14 protein-coding genes are annotated in these 16,597 nt (G+C 64.6%); 6 read left to right on the forward strand and 8 right to left on the reverse strand.

From position 1 onward, the window contains the following. Positions 1–283: 283 nt before the first annotated feature. Positions 284–1,957 carry a glycosyltransferase family 39 protein gene (locus tag SO140_RS39295; RefSeq protein ID WP_474802571.1) on the forward strand — a complete coding sequence of 558 codons (1,674 nt, stop codon included), beginning with the start codon at positions 284–286 and terminating at the stop codon, positions 1,955–1,957. On the opposite strand, the gene SO140_RS39300 is transcribed toward SO140_RS39295, so the two are convergent. Together SO140_RS39300 and SO140_RS39305 are read right to left on the reverse strand one after the other, a co-directional pair. Then, positions 1,866–2,894: a YcjF family protein gene (locus tag SO140_RS39300; RefSeq protein WP_449380934.1), complete on the reverse strand. Its 1,029-nt coding sequence runs from the start codon at positions 2,892–2,894 to the stop codon at positions 1,866–1,868. The genes SO140_RS39295 and SO140_RS39300 overlap by 92 nt on opposite strands. Then, entirely contained in the window at positions 2,891–4,360 is a 1,470-nt protein-coding gene (locus SO140_RS39305) for a YcjX family GTP-binding protein (protein WP_498540140.1), read from the reverse strand. The genes SO140_RS39300 and SO140_RS39305 overlap by 4 nt, the downstream gene beginning before the upstream one ends. Positions 4,361–4,543: 183 nt before the next feature. On the opposite strand from SO140_RS39305, the gene trhA reads away from it, so the two are divergent. Further along, positions 4,544–5,239 carry a PAQR family membrane homeostasis protein TrhA gene (gene trhA, locus SO140_RS39310; RefSeq protein WP_449380936.1) on the forward strand — a complete coding sequence of 232 codons (696 nt, stop codon included), beginning with the start codon at positions 4,544–4,546 and terminating at the stop codon, positions 5,237–5,239. 43 nt (positions 5,240–5,282) lie between these two features. Further along, entirely contained in the window at positions 5,283–6,077 is a 795-nt protein-coding gene (locus SO140_RS39315; RefSeq protein ID WP_449380937.1) for an SDR family oxidoreductase, read from the forward strand. Positions 6,078–6,250: 173 nt separating this feature from the next. On the opposite strand, the gene mdlC is transcribed toward SO140_RS39315, so the two are convergent. The 4 genes from mdlC to SO140_RS39335 form a co-directional block, all read right to left on the reverse strand. Continuing rightward, positions 6,251–7,873 (reverse strand): benzoylformate decarboxylase, encoded by a 1,623-nt coding sequence (gene mdlC / locus SO140_RS39320; protein WP_474802556.1) that lies wholly within the window; start codon positions 7,871–7,873, stop codon positions 6,251–6,253. 177 nt (positions 7,874–8,050) lie between these two features. Further along, a complete protein-coding gene (locus SO140_RS39325; RefSeq protein WP_474802558.1) occupies positions 8,051–8,902 on the reverse strand; it encodes an HTD2 family dehydratase in 852 nt (283 codons plus the stop codon). A gap of 13 nt (positions 8,903–8,915) precedes the next feature. Next, complete coding sequence (locus SO140_RS39330; RefSeq protein ID WP_449380940.1) at positions 8,916–10,022, reverse strand: CaiB/BaiF CoA transferase family protein; 1,107 nt, start codon at positions 10,020–10,022, stop codon at positions 8,916–8,918. Positions 10,023–10,031: 9 nt separating this feature from the next. Beyond that, positions 10,032–11,210, reverse strand: coding sequence for an acyl-CoA dehydrogenase family protein (locus SO140_RS39335; protein WP_498543890.1), 1,179 nt, complete (start codon positions 11,208–11,210; stop codon positions 10,032–10,034). 125 nt (positions 11,211–11,335) lie between these two features. On the opposite strand from SO140_RS39335, the gene SO140_RS39340 reads away from it, so the two are divergent. Beyond that, positions 11,336–12,256: a LysR substrate-binding domain-containing protein gene (locus SO140_RS39340; protein ID WP_498543891.1), complete on the forward strand. Its 921-nt coding sequence runs from the start codon at positions 11,336–11,338 to the stop codon at positions 12,254–12,256. Positions 12,257–12,534: 278 nt separating this feature from the next. On the opposite strand, the gene SO140_RS39345 is transcribed toward SO140_RS39340, so the two are convergent. After that, positions 12,535–13,809: a cytochrome P450 gene (locus SO140_RS39345; protein WP_449380943.1), complete on the reverse strand. Its 1,275-nt coding sequence runs from the start codon at positions 13,807–13,809 to the stop codon at positions 12,535–12,537. Between the two features lie 25 nt (positions 13,810–13,834). Then, the gene (locus tag SO140_RS39350; protein ID WP_474802563.1) at positions 13,835–15,100 is read right to left on the reverse strand and encodes a cytochrome P450; all 1,266 of its coding nucleotides are present in this window, start codon (positions 15,098–15,100) and stop codon (positions 13,835–13,837) included. Between the two features lie 292 nt (positions 15,101–15,392). On the opposite strand from SO140_RS39350, the gene SO140_RS39355 reads away from it, so the two are divergent. Together SO140_RS39355 and SO140_RS39360 are read left to right on the forward strand one after the other, a co-directional pair. Then, the gene (locus SO140_RS39355) at positions 15,393–15,962 is read left to right on the forward strand and encodes an alpha/beta hydrolase family protein (RefSeq protein WP_474802565.1); all 570 of its coding nucleotides are present in this window, start codon (positions 15,393–15,395) and stop codon (positions 15,960–15,962) included. Further along, entirely contained in the window at positions 15,944–16,414 is a 471-nt protein-coding gene (locus SO140_RS39360; RefSeq protein ID WP_474802567.1) for an alpha/beta hydrolase, read from the forward strand. The genes SO140_RS39355 and SO140_RS39360 overlap by 19 nt, the downstream gene beginning before the upstream one ends. Positions 16,415–16,597 lie beyond the last annotated feature (183 nt).

Consider the following 16,597-nt stretch of genomic DNA (forward strand, 5'->3'; position numbering starts at 1 on the left):
TATCAGCTCGTCATCTAGATCAGCTATCGTGAAGTTTAATTCCAGCCGAAAACAGCGTGCCCGATCACTTGCGCGGCATGGGCCCGCAGACGCGGAATTGCAGGGTGGGCAAAGGCGCTCTTGCGCCGTGCCCACCGCTCCCGGGCACGGTGCTTGATGGTGGGCGCATTCGCTTTGCCTACCCTACAACTCGGGGCATGACACGGACATACGCGGCAACACCCCCGCATTGACTCCCCCTCCCAAGTCGGGGAAAAGCGCGCCCGTGACGATCGCCCCCGACATGACAGCCAAGCCCGACGACGCCGCGCGCCGGCACCTCATCATTGCCGCGTTGGTGGTCGCGGCGATGACGGCCTTGCGTATCGTTTACGCCTCGATGCTCGAGCTGCGCACCGACGAGGCTTACTACTGGACCTGGTCGAAGGAGGGCGCGCTCAGCTTTCTCGACCATCCTCCGGGCATTGCCTGGCTGATCCGTTTCGGCACCGCAATCTTCGGCGACACCCAGCTCGGCGTCCGCTTCGGCGGCATCGTGGCGATGCTGGTCATGCAGTGCCTGCTCGCCGATATCGTGCGACGTGTCACCCGCGACGCGCGCGCGATCGTGTTCGCGCTGTTGATGCCGGAGGCGGCGCTCTACTACGGGCTGCTGATGTCCAAGGTCGCGCCCGACGTCGCGATGATCCCCGTCGCGGTGGCGATGTTCTGGTCGCTGGTGCGGCTGACACAGTCCGGCGATGGCCGCTGGTGGCTCGCGGCCGGATTTTTCGCCGGCCTCTCGCTACTATCCAAGTTCACCGCGATCATGTTCCTGCCTGCAGTGGTCGCGTTCGTGCTGGTGCCAGACTGGCGCTGGCGCTGGCTGCGCAGCCCTTATCCCTATCTCGCCGTGCTGATCGCGATCGCCGTGTTCTCGCCGGTCCTGATCTGGAACGCGCAGCACGACTGGGCCTCGTTCCGCTTCCAGGGCGTGCGCGCGACCGCGAATTACGGCGTCTCCTGGCGCACCATCGGCGACTATATCGGCCTGCAATTCGGCCTCGTCGGCTTCGTCATGCTGCCGGTGGTGCTGTCCGGCCTGACGCTGACGGCGTGGCGCGGCTACCGCACGCGCGAGCCGGTCGCGATTCTGCTTTCGACCGCGGTGCTGGTGCCGTTCCTCTACTTCCTCTGGAAATCGCTCACCTTGCGGGTCGGTGACACCTGGCCGATGTTCATGTGGCCGGTCGGGTTCGCCGCCGTGTCCATCAACCTCGTGACGTTGCCGCGCGAGGGCTGGTCCGAGCGGATGACGAGGTCGGCGACCTTCTGGGCCAACGCAGCCATCACGACCGGCATCGCCTTCGTCGTCGCCGTGTTTCTCTACTACATGATCGCGCCCTGGAATTTCCTCGGCAAGATCGATCCGATCGGCGCCGAAGCCGGCTATGACGAGGTCGCGGCCCGCGCCCAGGCGCAACTCGACAAGACCGGCCCGACCTGGATCGCGACGACGGACTATCGCACCTACGCCATGCTGCGCTGGCTGTTCCGCGGCCGCGTGCCGGTCATCGAGCTCAACGAGCGCGGCCGCTTCCAGGATTTCGCTGATCCCGGCATCGACCGGATCCGCGGCCAGGCCGGCCTCTATGTCGGACGCGAGCCCGATAATCATCTGCCGCTGTGGAATTCATTGCCCGTCACGCGCGAGCCGCTCGAACAGGTCGACCGCCGCTGGCGCGGCCTCGTGATGGATACCTACGCACTGGAAAAGCTCACCGGCTGGACGCCTGAGCTCTCTCCACCAAAGGACTCGCCGCTGTTCCAGTGGCGTGTGCTGGCCCTTTTCTCCCTCTCTCCGCTCGCGCGGAAGGGGAGAATAGCTACTCCTCGTCTTCTTTCTTCCGCAGCAGATCGGTTGCAAGATCCGAGAGCTTCGGCTGCGGCAACGCTGCGAACGGCAGCGGGCGTGTGACGTCGATGGCGGCAAGGCCGAGCCGCGCCGTCAATAGTCCGTTGAGCACGCCTTCGCCGAGCCGCTGCGACAGCTTTGCCGCGATCCCGTGGCCGAGCATCTGCTGCACCAGGCTGTCGCTCGCGGCCATGCCGCCGGTGATGGCGAGATGGGCGATGACGTGGCGAAGCAGCCGGATCATGCCGAGGGCGCCGGGGCGTCCGCCATAGAGCCGCGCCAGTTGGCGGATCAGGCGAAGCGAAGCCACGAACACGAACAGCACGTCGATCAGCGCGCGGGGGCTCACCGCGGTGACGATCGAAACCCGCTGCGCGGCCGATGACACCAGCCGCCGCGCTTCCGCATCCAGCGGCGTCATCAGCTCGCGCTCGGCGAGGCGGATCATGTCGGCGCCGTCGATGATCTCACCAGTGTGGTTTTGCAGCGTCGCGCGGGCGCGTGCGAGCTGCGGGTTTTGATGCGCGATGCGCAGGAGATCCTGCACGATGACGCGGCTCTCGGCGCGGTTGTCGCTGGCGAGTACGCTTGTCGCGCGCTGATGCAGTTTTTCGATGGTCGCGAGCCGGGCAAGTCCAAACGCCTCGCGTCCGATCACGACCGCGAGTGCGAGCGTGGTGACGAAGGCGAGAGCGAGACCGACGATGCCGAGGCTCTCGCTGCGCGCAAACAGGTCCTCGATCAGATGAACGACGCCAAGTCCGACACCGAGCAGCGTCAGCCCGGCAAGGCCTGACCAGAACAGCGTGCCCCAGGGGAAGCCGCGCCGCACCACGACCGGTGTCTCGACCGGTACGGGCAGCGCCAGAGGATCGGGCTCGGGCGTGATCTGGATCGCAGCGCGCGTGAGCCTTCCGGATTCATCGGCTTCAGTCACGACGACGTCGGGGTCATCCAGCCGGAACGTCGCGGGCCGCCGTTGCTGGTGTCGCTCGTTCATTCCAACCTGTCTCCGATCAGGAACTGCAAGGCACGGTCAAGGCGGATGTGAGGCAGCGCCGGCCCCTCAGCCCCTTCGCGCTCGAGCTTTGGCGGACGGAAGCGCAGGAAGCGGAAGTCGCTCGTCTCGGCAGCGGCAGTCGAAAGCCCACGAAAGGACTCGGCGCCGTTGAACAGAGCTTCCGGATCGAGTGGCAGATCGCCCGGAAAGGTCGCGACCTCTGTATCGCCGTCAAAAAACTCGCCGCCGGCGCTTTCGCCGGCAGCGGGCGTGCCGAGGATGGACGGCAATCTGTCGCGGCCGCGTGCGACCTGCGCCTCGCGCGTCGCGCGTACGGCGGCGAGCGCCACCACGTCGATCTCGGCGCCGGTGCTTTCGGCACGCGCGACTGCCCGCGCGACCGCGCGCCGCAACACGGCCTCGAGGCGGTCGTGACTGGAATGATGCAGATGATCGGCCTTGGTCGCCGCAAATAGGATGCGGTCGATGCGCGGGCGGAACAGGCTGGAGATGAAGGTACTGCGTCCGATCCGGAAGCAATCCAGAATGCCGGCCAGCGCCGCTTCGAGGTCATGCAGCGCATCGGGTCCGGAGTTGAACGCCGCAAGTGCATCGGCCAGCACGATCTGGCGGTCGAGCCGGGCAAAGTGGTCGCGAAAGAAGGGGCGCACCACGACGTCCTTGTAAGCCTCGTAGCGGCGCACCATCATCGCCCAGAGTGATCCTTCCGGCGCTTGTCCCTCGGTGGGCACATCGAGCGGCGCAAAGGTCAGTGCCGGCGAGCCCGCGAGACTGCCCGGCATCAGGAAGCGGCCGGGCGGCAACAGGCTCATGGCAAAGCGCTCGTCGCGGCAGGCACGCAAGTATTCGGTGAACAGCCTTGCCGAGGTCAGCGTCGCCTGCTCGTCCTCGGCCGCCTCGGGCTTGAGGCTAGCCAGATGCGCGTGCCAGTCGGCCGCCAGATGCGCCCGCGGGGCCGCGCGCGACAGTGCCAGGCTCTCCGCCGACCATCGCTCGTAGCTCTTTTGCAGCAGCGGCAGGTCGAGCAGCCATTCGCCGGGATAGTCGACGATATCAAGCGTCAGGTTACGGTCCGCGCCGTTCTGGCGCTGGTAGTCGATGACGAGGCGGAGCTCTGAGATGTCGACGGTGGAGTTCGGCCAGCGCCGGTCCTCGGTCAGCGCGCGCAGATGGCTTTCGTAGTCGAAGCGCGGCACGGCATCGTCGGGCTGCGGCGCGAGTTTTGCTCGTGCGATGCGGCCGGAGGCAAAGGCCTCGAACACCGGAAAGCGGCCGCCGCTCGTCAGCCCATGGATCAGCGCGGTGATGAACACGGTTTTACCCGCCCGCGACAGGCCGGTGACGCCGAGCCGGACGGTGGGGTTGAAGAAATGCTCGCCATAGTCGAGAAGCGCCCGGGCCGACAGGCGCGCCTCTTCGACCATATCCTGGAAGCTGAATGCCATGGGGGAGGCGAGGGCTCTCGTGCCGGCGGAATAGGCAAATTGGACTAGTCACAAAAGTGGCAACTGCTTGAGGAAAATCAAGCTTCATACTTCCACCGCGTTTTCGGGTGAACCAGCCTTTGAACGCCTCGCCGACCACGAAAGACCCACATAAAAGTGCCACAGCGTCGCCTTCGGACTGCCATGACCGTTTTCAGATTGAAACAACTTGCGTCCACCTCGGTCCATGCTGCGGCCGATGTCATCGGCTGGGACTATGACCGCGCCGAGCTGATCGCCGACGGCGTCATTCATGCCATCGGCGTGCTGACGGGCATCGTCGCTGCGATCGTTCTGGTGGTGCTGGCGGCGGTCAATGCCAGCACGGTCGACATCGTCGGGGTCTCGATCTACGTCGCCGGCCTGCTCTCGATGCTGGTGCTGTCGGCGACCTATAATCTCTGGCCAGTGTCGCCAGCCAAATGGATCTTGCGACGGTTCGACCACTCCGCGATCTATCTCCTCATCGCCGCGACCTACACGCCGTTCATCCTGGAACTGAAGGACAGCACGTTCGCGCTGGCGCTGCTCGTCGGTGTCTGGTGCGTGGCGATCCTCGGCATCGTGCTCAAGCTTGGCTGGCCCGGCCGGTTCGACCGGGTCGCTGTCGGCATTTACCTCGCCATGGGCTGGAGCGGCCTGATGCTCTACGACGCCGTGGTCAAGGCGTTGCCGACCGTGGCGCTGTGGTTCGTGGTCGCGGGCGGCGCGCTCTATTCCTTCGGGGTGATCTTCCACGCCTGGCGGCGCCTGCGTTTCCAAAACGCGATCTGGCACGGCTTTGTCTTGGCCGGCGCGGCGTGCCATTATACCGCGGTGCTCAATCTCGTCCTGAGCTGAGCGCGAACAGAAGCGGTATAAGCGGCATAAGAGGAGACGTCGCATGCAGGTGGCCGGCAAGATCGTGGTCGTCACCGGCGGCGCCAATGGCATCGGCAAGGCGCTGTGCGAGGTGTTTCATCAGGCAGGCGCGGCCAAGGTCGTGGTCGCGGATATGGAGGCCGCCGGCGCGCGAGCGGTGGCGGCGACCGTGAACGGCGCCGCCTTCAAATGCGACGTGGCCCAGGAAAAGGACATCGCCCACGTCATCGAGGAAACGGAGCGGCAGTTCGGCCCGATCGAGCTGTTCTGCTCCAATGCCGGCATCGGCGGCGGCTTCGATCCCTTGTCAGTGAACGCCGGCGGATCGTCAGATGAGCCCTGGCAGCGGAGCTGGGCGATCCACGTCATGGCCCACGTCTACGCGGCGCGGCACCTTGTCCCGCGCATGAAAGCTCGCGGCGGCGGCTATTTCCTCAACACGATCTCGGCCGCGGGCCTGCTCTCGCAGGTCGGGAGCCCGGCTTATTCGACGACGAAGCATGCCGCGGTCGGCTTTGCCGAAAACCTCGCGATCTCGCACAAGGCGCATAACATCCGCGTCTCGATCCTCTGTCCGCAGGGCGTCGACACCAACATGCTGCGCTCGATCCCAAAAGGCCCGCAAAGTGGCGACGGCGACCTCTCGCCCGAGCAGGTCGCGAAAGACGCGCTCGCCGGCATCGCGCAGGAGACGTTCCTGATCCTGCCCCACGCGCAGGTGCTCGGCTACATGCGCAAGAAGACCGAGAACTACGACCGCTGGATCGGCGGCATGGCGAAGATCCAGGCCAAGATGCGGGAGGAGTTCGGGAAGTAGGGGGTGCGGTCGCCACATTCGCTCTGTCATGCCCCGGCTTGATGTATAGACTGGACCGGGGCATCCAGTACGCCGCAGCCTCTCGATTCAATCACGACTGTCTCGGAGTACTGGATCGCCCGGTCAAGCCGGGCGATGACGGCGGAGTGTGCAGGGCGAGACTCCGTCCCTGGCTAATTCTTCTGCGCATACAGCAGCGGCACTGCGGAATCCACGACGACCTCGACGAGGCTCGCGCCCTCGGCGCTCATCCCCCGCTTCAGCATTTCGACGAGCTCGGCCGACTTCGTCACCCGCACCGCGTCGCAGCCCATCCCTTCGGCGAGCTTGACGAAATCGATGCCGGGCAATTCCAGCCCCGGTACGTTGCGCACCTGCATGACCTGGCTGAAGGAGCGCATCGCGCCGTAGCCGGAATTGTTGATGACGACGACGGTGAGCGGCAACTTGCGCTGCGCGGCGGTCCATAGCGCCTGGATCGAATACATCGCCGAGCCGTCGCCGATCAGGCACACCGTGCGGCTGTTCGGTTTGCCCAAAGCCATGCCGACGGAGGCGGGCAGTGAGTAGCCGAGGCCGCCGCTCGACATCGTGTAAAAACTGTCCTGGCCACGCATCGGCATGAACTTCTGCATCGCCGGCCGGTGCGAGGGCACTTCCTCCACGAGCGAAGTGCCCTCCGGCATCGCCTCGGACAGCGAATGCAGCAGGAACTCGACCGGAAGCGGATCGGCGGCTTGTGGGGCCGGCGGCAGCGTGCGGCCCTTTGGCGTCGCGCGTTTGCTCTCCGGCAGCATGTCGAGCAGCGCGTTCAGCGCCGGCTTCATGGTCGCGACGATGCTGGTGCCGACCGGCGTCACCGCGGCGGCATCCGGATCCTCGGTGATCTGGAAAATGGTCGTGCCCCCGTCGAAGATCGAGGCGTGCCCTTCGACATGGAAGGTGAACACGGGCGCGCCGATCACGACGACGAGATCGTGCGTGCGCAGCGCATCCGAGAGCTGGCCGGGCGAGGCATGCAGGAAGCCCGCGAATTGTGGATGGCGCTCCGGGAAGGAGCAGCGCGCCGAGAACGGGCTGACCCAGACGGTCGCCTTCGCCTTCTCGGCGACGCGCACCACGAGGTCAACAGCGCCGGCGCGGTCGACGCCGGGGCCGACGACGAGGGCAGGATGCTTGCTCGCATTGAGCGCCGCGACCAGGGCCTTCATCGCCTCAGGCTCGGGCCCGAGCTCGCGACTGACCTTGCGCGCCTCGACCGGCGTCGTCGCGTGGGTCCAGTCGTCGATCGGGATCGAGACGAAGGTCGGACCGCAAGGAGGCTGCATCGCGGTGTGATAGGCGCGCGCGATCGCGGCGGGCACATCTTCCGCGCGCGCCGGTTCGACGCTGTATTTCACGTAAGGCCGAGGGAATTCGGACGCTCGCTCGGCGTACAGGAACGCCTGCAACGGCAGGATCGAGCGCGCCTGCTGGCCCGCGGTGATGACGAGCGGCGTCTGGTTGCGATGCGCGGTGTAGATGTTGCCGAGCGCATTGCCGACGCCGGCGGCGGAATGCAGATTGACGAAGCCGGCGTTGCGCGTGGCCTGGGCATAACCATCGGCCATGCCGACGGCGGAAGCTTCCTGAAGCGCCAGCACATAGTCGATGTCGTCGGGCCAGTCGCTCAGGAACGGCAGCTCGGTCGAGCCGGGATTGCCGAACACTTTCTTGATGCCGAAGCCACGGAAGAGGTCGAGCGTCGCCTGCTTGACGGAGACGGATGTGCTGCCGGTTTTTCCGTTCTTTGACATTGTTTCCGTCCCTTCTTAGTCCCTCATCCTGAGGAGCGCGGAACGCGCGTCTCGAAGGATGAAGGCCCGGCTCTCGGCCTCGCCCTCGAGACGCGCGCGAAGGGCGCGCTCCTCGGGGTGAGGGTTTAGGTTCCTACATCGCTGCTGCGCCCGCAATGGAGATGCAGCAGAAGCGTATCACCACGCCGCCGTCCCCTTCATCGTCGGCTGACCCTCGGCGTTCGCCGTCCACAGCTCCAGACCGGCGTCGGTCTCATTTGCGTTCACCGAAAATTCCGTGCCGTCGAACAGCGGCTGCACGCCGCGGTAGCTGAATTTCTTCGGCGCCTTGCCGCGGCGGAGCTTCGCCGCCATCTCGGTAATCAGCGCCGCCTGGAGCGGCCCATGGAAGATCAGGCCCGGATAACCCTCGACCTTGTTGACGTAGTCGCGATCATAGTGGATGCGATGGCCGTTGAAGGTCAACGCAGAGTAGCGGAACAGCAGCACGGCATCGGAGACATGTGTCTCGCGATGCTGCGCCTTCGGCGGCGGAGGCGGCCCCTTTGCGGTTGCGGGTTGGCCGCTCGTCGTCTCGCGGTAGACGATGTCCTGCCGCTCGCGAATGGCGACGCCGCGCGGCGAGGTGATGGTGTGCTCGACCGCGACGAAACACAGCGTTCCGGTCGAGCCGGTCTTCACCACGACGTCGGCAATGCGCGAGATCCGAGTCGATTCATCGCCAACGCGAAGCGCATCGATGAATTCGATCTCGCCACCAGCCCACATCCGTCGCGGCAGCGGCACCGGCGGCAGGAACCCGCCACGGGTGGGGTGACCGTCGGGGCCGAGCATCGACATCGGGGATACCGGCTGCGCCAGGCACCAATGCACGGTGAACGGCGCCGCGTCGCCCTTTTTGGGCTCGCCAATCTCCTGGAACAGCGTCGCGCGCAGGCCCTTGACGAGTTGCGCGGTGACGGTGTCGGTCGCCTCCTGGGTACGGCCGATCCATTGCCGCAAATGATCGATGTCGAGCTTCTCGGTCATGTCATCTCTCTCGCTACTTCTTCTTCTGGCCGGGCCGCTCGCCGATGCCGGGCACGGCGCCGTAGCTGCGCGTCTCGCCGACGATGATCGGCGCTGGCGCGGGATAGCTGACGCGGCCGTTCGGCGTATCCACCTCGATGCGACGCAGATGCGGATGGGTGGTGAGATCAGCCATGGTGTTGACCTCTGCAAAGGCGATGTCGGCATCCGACAGCCGCTTGAGCAGCTCATCGCGTGTCATCCTGCCAAAGCTATCGGCCACGGTCTTGTCGGTGAAGTCGCGGTGGCGCACGCGCTCGACCATATTGGCGACGCGCGGATCGCTCGGCAGCGCGGGCTGGTCCAGCACCTCCGCGCACAGCGTCTTCCATTCGCGCTCGCTCTGGATCGAAATCAGGATGTCCTTGCCGTCCTTGGAGGTGAACACGCCATAGGGCGCGATCGAGGGATGGCGCAGGCCCATTCGCTTGGGCGGATTGCCGGCTTCCGAATTGAGTAGCGGCACGGTCAGCCAGTCCGCCATCACGTCGAACATGGAGATGCGGATGTCGGCGCCCACGCCCGTGCGTCCCCGCGCGATCAGCGCTTCCAGGATCGCGGCATGCGCGGTCGCGCCGGTCGCGACATCGACGATCGAGATGCCGACACGCGAGGCGCCGTCGGGATTGCCGGTGATCGAAGCAAGCCCGCTTTCGGCCTGGATCAGGAGATCATAGGCCTTGCGATGCGCATAGGGTCCCGCGTCGCCGTAGCCGGTGATGGTGCAGGAGATCAGCTTCGGATAGTCGCGCAGCAATCGCTCGCGCGAAAAGCCGAGCTTGTCCATCGAGCCGGGCTTGAGGTTTTGAATAAGCACGTCCGCGCTCGCGATCAGCGTTTCAAGCTCGGCGCGGCCTTCCTTGGTCGACAGATCAACCACCGCCGATTGCTTGCCGCGGTTGAGCCAGACGAAATAGCTGCTCTGGCCCTTGGCTGCCGCGTCATAGCCACGCGCGAAATCGCCTTCGGGACGCTCGATCTTGATCACTTCGGCGCCGGCGTCCGCCAGGCGCGATGAGCAGAAGGGCGCGGCGACCGCCTGCTCGACCGCAATCACCCTGATCCCGTCAAGTGCTCCCATGGCGCGACCTCAGTACGAGCGGGGCATGCCGAGCACGTGCTCGGCGATGAAGGACAACACCAGGTTGGTCGAGATCGGCGCGACCTGGTAGAGCCGCGTCTCGCGGAATTTTCGCTCGACGTCGTACTCCTCGGCGAAGCCGAAGCCGCCATGGGTCTGGATGCAGGCGTTCGCCGCTTCCCAGGACGCATCCGCCGCCAGCATTTTTGCCATGTTGGCCTCCGCGCCGCAGTCGAGCCCGGCCTCGTATTTGCGGGTCGCTTCCTTCACCATCAGCTCCGCCGCGCGCATAGAAGCGTAGGCTTTTGCAATCGGAAACTGGATGCCCTGGTTCTGGCCGATCGGCCGTCCAAACACGGTGCGCTCCTTGGCGTAGTTCGAGGCCTTTGCGATGAACCACTTCGCATCGCCGACGCATTCCGCCGCGATCAGGATGCGCTCGGCATTCATGCCGGAAAGGATATAGCGAAAGCCCTTGCCTTCCTCGCCGATCAGGTTTTTCGCCGGCACCTTCATGTCCGTAAAGAACACTTCGGTGGTGGCGTGGTTCATCATGGTGCGGATCGGGCGGATCTCCAGGCCCTTGCCCCTGGCCTCGCGCATGTCGACGATGAAGACCGAGAGGCCGTCTGTGCGCTTCTTGGCTTTCTCCTTCGGCGTGGTGCGCGCCAGCAAGATCATCAGGTCGGAATGCTCGGCGCGGCTGGTCCAGATTTTCTGGCCGTTGACGACGTAATGATCGCCCTCGCGACGTGCAAAGGTCTTGAGTGAAGACGTGTCGGTGCCGCTGGTCGGCTCGGTGACCCCAAAGGCTTGCAGGCGCAATTCGCCGGTCGCGACCTTCGGCAGATATTTTGCCTTCTGCGCGTCGCTGCCATGCCGGAGCACCGTGCCCATGGTGTACATCTGGGCGTGGCAGCCGCCGCCGTTGCAGCCGGCGCGCTGGATCTCTTCGAGGATCGCTGCCGCCGCCGACAACTTAAGCCCGGCGCCGCCATATTCCTCGGGGATCAGCACCGAGAGATAGCCGGCCTCTGTGAGCGCATCGACAAAAGCCTTTGGATAAGTCATCTCGCGATCGAGCTTGCGCCAGTATTCGCCGGGAAACTGTGCGCAGAGTTTCGCCACCGCGTCGCGGATGTCGGCATAGTCTTCGGTGTGGTGGTCGTCGTGTTTTTGTTGGCTCATGGCGTTTCCAGTCGATCGCGTTGCAGAAGATAACGCCAGCCAAGCGTCCGGCGTTGTGAAAACGACGCCAACCCCCTATGCTCATTTGCTATAGCGTATGGAGTAGCGTTCAAAGCTTGGCAAGCATGGATTTCCGTCAGCTCAGGACCTTCAGTTGCGTGGCCGAACTTGGCAGCCTCTCCAAGGCGTCCGATACGCTGCGGGTCGCCCAGCCGGCGCTGAGCCGCCAGATCAAGCTGCTGGAGCACGAGCTGCGCACGGAGCTGTTCACACGCAACGGCCGCGGCATGGTGCTGACGGAAGCCGGCCGTCTGCTGCTCGCGCGCACCTCCGGCATCGTCCGCCAGATCGACCAGATCCGCGACGACATCCAGTCGGCCCAGGGTCCGCCATCCGGTCATGTGGTGCTCGGCCTGGTTCCCACCGTGAGCTGCGTCTTGTCGGCGCGCTTCGCCCGCCGCTGCGTCGAAACCTATCCGGGCGTCACACTGCGCATCGTCGAGAGCTATAGCGGCCATCTCGTCGAATGGCTGCATCGCGGCGAGATGGATCTTGCGATCCTCTACGGTCGTTCCGCCGATCTGCACCTCACCGTGCAGAGCATCGGTCGCGACAACATCGTCGCGGTGGGCCCGCGCGGCTGCGGGCTCGCCCGCAAGAAGAGCGTCGAGATCGGCTGGCTGCTCAGGCAGCGGCTGGTGCTGCCCAGTCATTCGCACGGGCTCCGCGCGCTGATCGAGCATGCGGCGGCCCAGCGCAAGATCAAGCTCAACGTCCAGCTCGAAGCGGATTCGTTCCGCGTGCTCACGAGCCTCGTCGAGGAGGGCCTCGGCTTCGCCCTGTTGCCGCCCTCGTCGGTATACGGTGAGGTCGCCGACGGTCGGCTGGAAACAGCCGCCGTCTCCAAGCCAATGACGCGCGAGCTCATTGTTGCCTCTCCGATCGATCGGCCGGTGTCGACGGCGACCGTTGCCGTCACCGCGCTCCTGCGCGAGGAAGTGGCCGCCTGCCGCAAGGACGGCGTCTGGGACATCAAATTGAGTTAGATGCGCTCATTTCCTAGAACAGCCGCGCGCCGTCTTGCCTTCGCATCTGGCGCGACCTGTCATGCCGAAATTTTATAGCTGGTGCAGCGGCGCGCCTGCCGCGCGTTAGGGGCGACTCGCTTGTCGCCTCATCCTTCGCTGTCATCGCCCGCGAAGGCGTGCGATCCAGTATTCCAGGGGCGGTGACGAATACGGAGAAGCCGCGGCCTACTGGATCCCCGCTTTCGCGGGGCATGACAGCGAAGATTCAGGTAAGGGCTTGCCATTCCCCGCGCACGCTACCCCGGAATCCTTACCGGCAACGTCTCGTAGCCCTTGATGAAGCTGGAATAGATCCGCCGGGGCTCGCCGACCACCTCGATACGGTCAAAACGCTTCAGCATCTCCTCCCAGACGATCCTGAGCTGAAGCTCCGCGAGCCGCATGCCGACGCAGCGGTGGATGCCGAAGCCGAAGGACAGATGTGTGCGCGGCCGCGGCCGGTCGATGATGAAGTCGTTCGGCTTCTCGAACATCTCCTCGTCGCGATTGCCGGAAACGTACCACATCACGACGCGGTCGCCCTTCTTGATCTCCTTGCCGCCGATCTCGGTATCCCGCAGCGCCGTGCGTCGCATGTGCGCGAGCGGGGTCTGCCAGCGGATCACCTCCGGCACCATTGAATCGATCAGCGCCGGATTGGCGCGGAGCTTGTCGTATTGCTCGGGGTTCTCGTTCAGCGCCAGCACCGAGCCGGTCATGGTGTTGCGGGTGGTATCGTTGCCGCCAACGATGAGCAGGATGATGTTGCCCATGAGGTTGTCGGGGTCCATGTAGCGCGTGGCGTCGTTATGCGCCATCAGCGACAACAGGTCGTTGCGCGGCGCGGAATTGACGCGCTCGTTCCACAGCTTCGACATGTAGGCGTAGCACTCGTCCATTTCCTTCCGCCGCTCTTCGGCGGAGGCGACGATGCCGCTCTTGGGCAGTGCGGTGGAGACGTCCGACCAGCGCGTCAGCTTGCGCCGCTCCTCCCAGGGGAAGTCGAACAGTGTCGCCAACATCTGTGTCGTCAGCTCGATCGAGACGCGCTCGACGAAATTGAAGGTCTCGTTGCGCGGCAGATTGTCCAGCACGGACTGCGAGCGCTGGCGGATCAGCTTGGCGAGTTCGTCCAGATGCGTCGGCGTGAACATCGGCGACACCGTCTTGCGCTGCGCCGAGTGCGTGGGCTGGTCCATCGCGATGAAGCTTGGCCAGTCATAACCGGTCGGCACGTCGCGGATCGAGATGCCGCCGAGCGTCGAGTCGGAGGAGAAGATGCCGTGATTGGTGTCGACATGCATGATGTCGTTGTATTTGACCACCGACCAGTACGGCTCGATCGGCGCGTTGGTGCAGTAATGCACCGGCTCTTGCTCGCGCAGCCGCTCGAACCATGGCCATAAGGTGTCGTCCTGGAACAGCCGCGGCGCGCCCGGATGGTAATCCTTCAATGGCGTCGCATAGGCCTCCTCGCGCGCCCGGCGCATGCGTTCGGCCCTGTCGGTCCTGACCGGAGTTTGGACGTTCATGGCTGGTGGCTCCAGTTCTCGCGAATCACGCCGCAATCCTGACCGGCAGCGTCTCGTAACCCTTCACGAAACTCGAATACACCCGCTTGGGTTCGCCGACCACGTCGATATGATCGAAGCGCTTCAAAATCTCTTCCCAGATGATCTTCAATTGCAGCTCTGCAAGCCTGAGACCCACGCAGCGGTGGATGCCGAAGCCGAAGGAGAGATGCGTGCGCGGCCGGGCGCGGTCAATGATGAATTCGTAGGGTTTTTCGATCGCCTCCTCGTCGCGGTTGCCCGAGACGTACCACATCACGACCTTGTCACCCTTCTTGATTTCTCTCCCGCGGAATTCGAAATCGGCGAGCGCGGTGCGCCGCATATGGGCGAGCGGCGTCTGCCAGCGGATGACTTCGGGCACGAAGCTGTCGAGCAGCGCGGGATTCTCCCGCAGCTTCCGATACTGCTCCGGATGCTGGCTGAGCGCGTAGATCGAGCCGGACATGGTGTTGCGGGTGGTGTCGTTGCCGCCGACGATCAACAGGATCAGGTTGCCCAGAAAGTTCCTCGCGTCCATGTCGCGCGTCGCCGCGCCATGCGCCAGCATCGAGAGCAGGTCGCTCCTGGGCGGCTGCGCGATGCGCTCCTTCCACAGCCGCGAAAAGTAGGTCGCGCATTCCAACAGCTCGGCCTGCCGCTGGTCCTCGGTGGCGACGAGGCCGCCGGAGCCGGGAATGGTGGTCGCGACATCCGACCAGCGCGTCAACTTGCGGCGGTCTTCCCAGGGGAAGTCGAACAGCACCGCGAGCATCTGCGTGGTGAGCTCGATCGAGACGCGGTCGACCCAGTCGAATTCCTCTCCGCGTGGGAGATTGTCCAGGCATTCGGCCGAGCGTTTGCGGATGTTGAGCGCGAGCTCGTCCAGATGCGTCGGCGTGAACATCGGCGCCACGGTCTTGCGCTGGGCCGCATGACGCGGCGGGTCCATGGCAATGAAACTCTCGCGGCGCAAATCGGGATCGATGTCGCGGATGGTGATGCCACCGAGGGAAGCTGCCGAGGAGAACACCGAATGGTTGGTCTCGATCTCCATGATGTCGTTGTACCTCGTCACCGACCAGTACGGGCCAAACATCGAGTCCCTGCAATAGTGCACGGGATCTTCGCGGCGCAGGCGATCGAAATAGGGCCAGAACGCATCGGTCCTGAACAGTTCGGGATGGCCGGGATCGAGCTGCTCCAGCGGCAGCGATGCGGCGCGCTCATGCAGGCTCTCGCGCGTGACTGTGCTCTCGATGGTCCCATGCATGACCGGCTCTCCCTTGCAGCCGCGCGCGTTCTTGTTTGAATTCTGCGCTGCGGTATTTGTCCCTGCAATTACAACCCGTTGCGTGCGTCGGGGCAAGGGTGAGTTTTGCCACATCCGGATTTGTGAGCGCGCCTACTGCTGGAGGCTATGGGTCCTGGCCTTCGCCAGGACGACGTTGGGGCTAGTACCCGGCCTCGCGGTTGGAGCTATCGCATAGCGTGTGCGACACTCCCGACACAATTCCGTCGCCGTTCGCTGATCAGCTCCGCCGCGGAAATGACAGGGGGCTTCCGTGGGACTCAAGACGTCGATCGCTTGTGCCTTGATCCTGTGTGGTCTCGTCGCTCCTGCAAGCGCTGCAGGCATCCAGCTTCTCGAATCAGATCCGGCGCTGCAGGGCGGCATCTGGTACCCCTGCGCGAGCGAGCCCAAAGTCTTGGCGCTCGGCAAACTTTCGGTGCCGGCCGAATTCGGCTTGAAGGGCGCGAAGGATTGTCCGATCGCGGGGACCGGGCTGCCGCTGGTCGTGTTCTCCCACGGGCGCGGTGCGTGGTTCGGCGCACATCATGACACGGCGGAGGCGCTGGCCGATGCCGGCTTCGTCGTCGCAGCCATCAATCATCCCGGCGACAACGCCAACGACTCCTCGCAGCGGGACAAGATCTCCGTCTGGGCGGCGCGTCCGGTCGATATGATCCATCTTGTCGATTTCATGCTGCACGACTGGAAGGACAAGGTAGCCATCGATCCCGCACGGGTCGGCTTCTTCGGCTTTTCGCTCGGCGCCTTCACCGGCCTCGTGCTGGTCGGAGGCAACCCGGCCTCGTGCTGGTCGGAGGCAACGTGGACTTCCGCAGGCTGACCATCGTCTGCAAGGAGGATGACAGGACCGAGAATTGCGAGCGCGCGCGCAGCGGCGATGTGCCGCCGAGTCCGCCCCACGATCCGCGCATCAAGGCTGCCCTGCTCGCCGACACCGCATCGAATTGGGCTTTCAACCGTGCAGCTTTGAGCGGCATCCAGATTCCGCTGCAGATTTGGCGCTCGGAGTTCGGCGGCAACGGCGTTGACGCGAAGTTCACCGCGCTTACCGCCAGCCAGCTTCCCGGTTCGCCCGAAATCCACGTCGTGCCCGCCGGCCACTACGCGTTCCTGCTCGGCGGAGCTCGCAGCCGCCGTCCCGCGCATCGGCGGACTTCGACAGGGCCGCCTTCCACCGCGAGTTCAACCCCAGCGTCGTGCGGTTTTTCCGCGAGCATCTCGTCGGCGAGGGCGGAGCGCGGTAGCGCTACTCTTCGTATGGGCCGGTCATAGGGGCCTACAGCATGATCCGGAAAAGTGTGGAGCGGTTTTCCGAAAAGATCATGCTCAAACAACAACCTAAAGCGCGATGACGATTTTCCCCTAATCTCATCGCGCCTTAGTCTTACTGTGTCATAAAATCATCCGCACGGTACGTCTTTGGATGAGAGCAGTACAGCACGGACATCGTCGCAG

It is taken from the genome of Bradyrhizobium sp. UFLA05-108, assembly GCF_059803455.1.